The sequence below is a fragment of the Atribacter sp. genome (assembly GCF_035418125.1).
Lineage (GTDB): Bacteria > Atribacterota > Atribacteria > Atribacterales > Atribacteraceae > Atribacter > Atribacter allofermentans.
Map to the genome: position 1 here is coordinate 1 of NZ_DAOLQM010000201.1, position 4,085 is coordinate 4,085.

The 4,085-nt window shown below is 38.0% G+C and carries 5 protein-coding genes and 1 riboswitch; of the genes, 1 reads left to right on the forward strand and 4 read right to left on the reverse strand.

Translation table 11 applies throughout. From position 1 onward, the window contains the following. On the reverse strand, positions 1 to 491 hold a 491-nt coding region (locus tag PLK24_RS09105; protein ID WP_324478395.1), incomplete at its 3' end, for a hypothetical protein. 138 nt (positions 492 to 629) lie between these two features. On the opposite strand from PLK24_RS09105, the gene PLK24_RS09110 reads away from it, so the two are divergent. Then, the gene (locus tag PLK24_RS09110; RefSeq protein WP_324478396.1) at positions 630 to 830 is read left to right on the forward strand and encodes a hypothetical protein; all 201 of its coding nucleotides are present in this window, start codon (positions 630 to 632) and stop codon (positions 828 to 830) included. A gap of 255 nt (positions 831 to 1,085) precedes the next feature. Here the strand turns inward: PLK24_RS09110 and PLK24_RS09115 are convergent, their stop codons facing one another. The 3 genes from PLK24_RS09115 to PLK24_RS09125 form a co-directional block, all read right to left on the reverse strand. After that, positions 1,086 to 2,105: a PKD domain-containing protein gene (locus tag PLK24_RS09115; RefSeq protein ID WP_324478397.1), complete on the reverse strand. Its 1,020-nt coding sequence runs from the start codon at positions 2,103 to 2,105 to the stop codon at positions 1,086 to 1,088. Between the two features lie 191 nt (positions 2,106 to 2,296). Beyond that, positions 2,297 to 2,968: a C39 family peptidase gene (locus PLK24_RS09120; protein WP_324478399.1), complete on the reverse strand. Its 672-nt coding sequence runs from the start codon at positions 2,966 to 2,968 to the stop codon at positions 2,297 to 2,299. An 80-nt stretch (positions 2,969 to 3,048) separates the two neighbouring features. After that, positions 3,049 to 3,135, reverse strand: a riboswitch (cyclic di-GMP riboswitch). 374 nt (positions 3,136 to 3,509) lie between these two features. Then, on the reverse strand, positions 3,510 to 3,890 hold the full coding sequence (locus PLK24_RS09125; protein ID WP_324478401.1) for a response regulator: 381 nt from the start codon (positions 3,888 to 3,890) through the stop codon (positions 3,510 to 3,512). Between the last annotated feature and the right edge of the window lie 195 nt (positions 3,891 to 4,085).

Consider the following 4,085-nt stretch of genomic DNA (forward strand, 5'->3'; position numbering starts at 1 on the left):
GGAATGGCATCAAAGGGAATAGCCGTTGGAATGTCTTTGATGGCAATGGCACCGGGATTAGTATTTTCAATCACTTCCCAGAGGATGACTTGGGCAGTGGTTATGTAATTGGCTTCTCCTCCATCACCGGTGACTGGGGAGAGGGCTTTTTTGATCCAGACCTCACCACGGTTGGCATAAAGGATATACCCCTCATCGGTGAGTCCGGAGATCTGGTAGTTGCCAGCACAGTCAGTTTTCCCGGTGAGGGTCTGACCGTTGTTCCCTTTTAAGATAATATCGGCATTGGGGAGAGGCTCTCCCTCAATGATCGATGGATTACTACAGGTATCGGTGAAGCAATTATTCTCGGGAGCCACCACTATTCCTTTGATAGTGACTGAACCTCCAGTTGAGGGAGCTCCAAACTGGCCACCACCGATACAACCACTGATAAAAGATGTGAGAATGACTGTTGTTAAAATTAATAACCAAAGTTTTTTCCTATTCACAAATAATCCCTCCTCTCGGGATAATTAGATTTCTTTACATAGATTAATTGAGGAGAGATGAATCGGATATAGGAAATCATGCCTATTTTAGCCAACCAATGGTACTATTTTTAAAAACTATAAGAGGGCAATATTTCTTTGAATTCTACAAACCTTCATGCTCATAAGATGACTATGAAAACCTATCTTAATCCGTCATTGCGAGGAGCCCAACCGTTCTTTGGTTGGACGACGTGGCAATCTCATTTAGCAATTTATTTTAAAAAAGAATTAAAAGATGAGATCCTCACGCGGGAAAGCACCGCTCAGGATGACGGTATTTTTAAAAATCTTTGGTAGGGGCTTAATTTATCATACCCGCATATAGATTTTCAGGATAGAATAGATAACCTGTTGTATCTTTAAAAACAATAGAAAGAAAATATTCCCCCTTGACCTTAACTTATTAATTCATGTGAAAAGGAAAATGCAAGAGAATCAGACAGGAGTAAGTGAATAATTTTCAACATAGGCTAAAAAAATTAAAGGCGATGGACTAATAGCCATCGCCTAGTTAAATTCGAAGAATGAAAACCACAGACCTTTTCAACAAAATTAATAACTGATACCCATGCCTGCTGAATTATTTTCTAAATTACTAACTTCTCCAACATTATCAATCATCTGTGCCGTACTTATCGAATTACCGCAGACATTATAAGCAGTAAGGGTCACTAAATATGAACCAGCAGTTTTATAGGTATGAGAATGGGAGGGGGCTAATGTTATTGATTTTTTTCCATCACCATAATCCCATATATAACGAGAAGCTTTCGTTGATAAATTTTTAAATGTTACAGTATATCCATCAACAGTAAGTGAAAATTTAACATCTGGCAAGGGAGCAATACAAGGAGTCGGGTAAATAATAACCGGTGTTGATTGTGGAGTTGGTTCGGGAGAACCAAAATTAGCTTTGGCAATTTCTTTGGCATATTTAATGACCGAACTGTCCTTTTGAGGATCTCGACATTCTTGAAGAGCTACTTCAACTGAATTGAGGAGTTTATCATTGGGGATTAAGTTATTAATTTCACTCACTGGAAGGATAAGATTTGAGGGTATAAAACTCCAGGATTGGTCGATTGGATTAAAGGGAATAAAGTTTTTACCATAAAGAAGATTCGCTTGTTCCCAGATAATCACCTGAGCCGTGGTATAGGAATTGATTTCACCAATATTACTTATTCCTTGAGATAAACCATTAACTACTGCTTTTTTAAGTATGACAAATTGTTTGGAACCTTCTGGGTATTCTCGAAAGGCAAAGATAAGATATCCTGAAGATGATAGTTTATCTCCGACTACAGTTCCATTTGTAGAGGTCGAACCAACTTGTTCAAGTTTTCCACTTTCACTTCCATAAAAATGAACTTGTGCATTTGGTAATGGATTTGTTGTCAAATCCTGAGGGTTAAGATTTTGGTTAGCAAAACATTGTCCCGGTGTTACAACCAAACCAAGTACATCTGGTTCATTTTCCGGAGATCCAAACATACTATTATTTGTGCAACCAACCATAAGAATAAGACTTAAAAAAATAATTATTCCAAAACCGGTTATATTTTTAATCAACAAAGTTCACTCCTCTCGATCCAAACTTACCATTAATAAGGTTAATAATTATCGATCGGAGAGTCTATAGGACAGCAGCACTATTTATAATAGCCATATGGATAAAAAAATCTCCTACTACAAAAAATCGTCGAGTGGGAGATTCAATTTTAAAAATATTTGGCTAAAAAAGAAAAATATATATGTTTAACTTAATCTAATGCTACATACCAATTCCCTTGGGCACTCCAAGCTGAAAGAAATTGGCTAATTGAATAGGAATTATTTTTTCCGTTTACCTTGCCCGGGTCATTGACGTATACTTGGGTAGAGTCGATCCCGATTACTAACATGGCGTGCTTGGCACCACCATTAGGATTCATATTAGAATAAACTGCTGCTAAAAATGGTTTCCCTTCCGAAAGCATTGTCCGAGCTCTTTCTAAATTACCCATACCAACCTTGGTTGGGACTCCTTCACTTTCTAACCAGGCACGGATCTGAAAACTGTTCGTCCAGTCACCATTATAATTATTAATTGGAAGACCAAATCGAGCATTCAACCAGTCATCAGCTTGTATGATGTGATCCGGAAGAGGTTCTATTCCATAATAATAGGCACGCATCATCACAGCGCAAGTATGTCCGCAATTGCGGGTGCTTGACCAGTTTCCAGGTGGGACTTGAGGAAGAAAAGGAACATCGAGGAGTATCTTAGTATCGGAATGCTCGATAAATTTAGTGAAAGATATAACCGTGTCAGATGTCGAATTGATGACACCAAAGTCGGTTCCTGGAGTATTTACAAAATTGGTACAACCAGAAACGTAAATAGCCAGGAGAAGCCCGAAGATGATGAGTGGCAATAAATGCTTGTGCTTCAACTCTCATGCCCCCTTCAGAGTTTTCTCCGAAATCTTTTTTTGAGAGTGACGCACATTTTAACAGACCAACTCGCTGCCGATCTGGCAACCCGACTGCCTTAGCATTTTCATGCTTTAGGCTCGCGGCTTTGCGTCCTCTCCTTTCGGAGAGTTTGCCTTTAATAATTATTGCCTGTTCCTTATTAATTATCGGAACCCAATCCAAAAACTTTAGGGTTTTTCAAAAAATAAAAAAGTTTTCCTCTAAATTTCAAAAGGTTTACAAAAAAAGCATTTTTTAGGAATGGACACTCACGGCTTCAGAATACGCATCCTGAGTCTTCGTATTCTGAAGCCGTGAGGATCTCATCTTTTTAGTTTTGTTTCTTTACCCTTTCACAGTAGAACCAGGAAAAAACGAAAAGCGCCCTCCTCGCCGCAGGGCGGCACCCCTACAAGGAGGGGAATTTATAAGATGGTATTTTCAGGATAGAATAAATAAAAAAAGAAAAGAAGAAAGAATGAGTATGTTAGAAAGCAGTAAGAAGAAAAAATTTATAATTTAAGAGTTAACAAATGCTTCAGCAGCTTTTCGTATTAACTGATAAAGACGGTCGAGACCTTCTCCTTTGACAAGATAGGCAAATGCTCCGGCTCTGACCGCCCGTTCTTTATGCTCTTCATACATAGTCAGCATAATGACCGGAACGTCAAAATGTAATTTAATTTCCTGAAGTAAAGCAATCCCATCACCATCCGGGAGTCGCATATCAAGGATGATCACGTCGGGTTTAACTGCTTCAATCCTTTCTAATACTCCTTGAATCCGATCATGTGTACCTACAACATCCATATCGTTCTGACGGTTGAGGAGGAATACTAAGCTTTCCAGGAAAAAGCGGTTATCGTCTACAATAAATATTTTTTTTGGGGTTGTTTTCATTCCTGTTATAATCAGTTGAATCAATCCTCCTGTTTTCACTATCACTGTAGCAATTATAAGAAAAAAAAATTTAAACTCATATAGGCCATTCATCCCATTTTAATAACTAAAAGTACTAATTAAAAATTGAGATACAGTTGGGTTTGAATTTTTTTGCTGTATTTGTTAATCTATGACGATGGGAACTCTTTTAAA

Coding starts and splice junctions, on each gene's coding strand:
- PLK24_RS09125 (WP_324478401.1), bottom strand. CDS start 3,890: ATGAAAACAACCCCAAAAAAAATATTTATTGTAGACGATAACCGCTTT.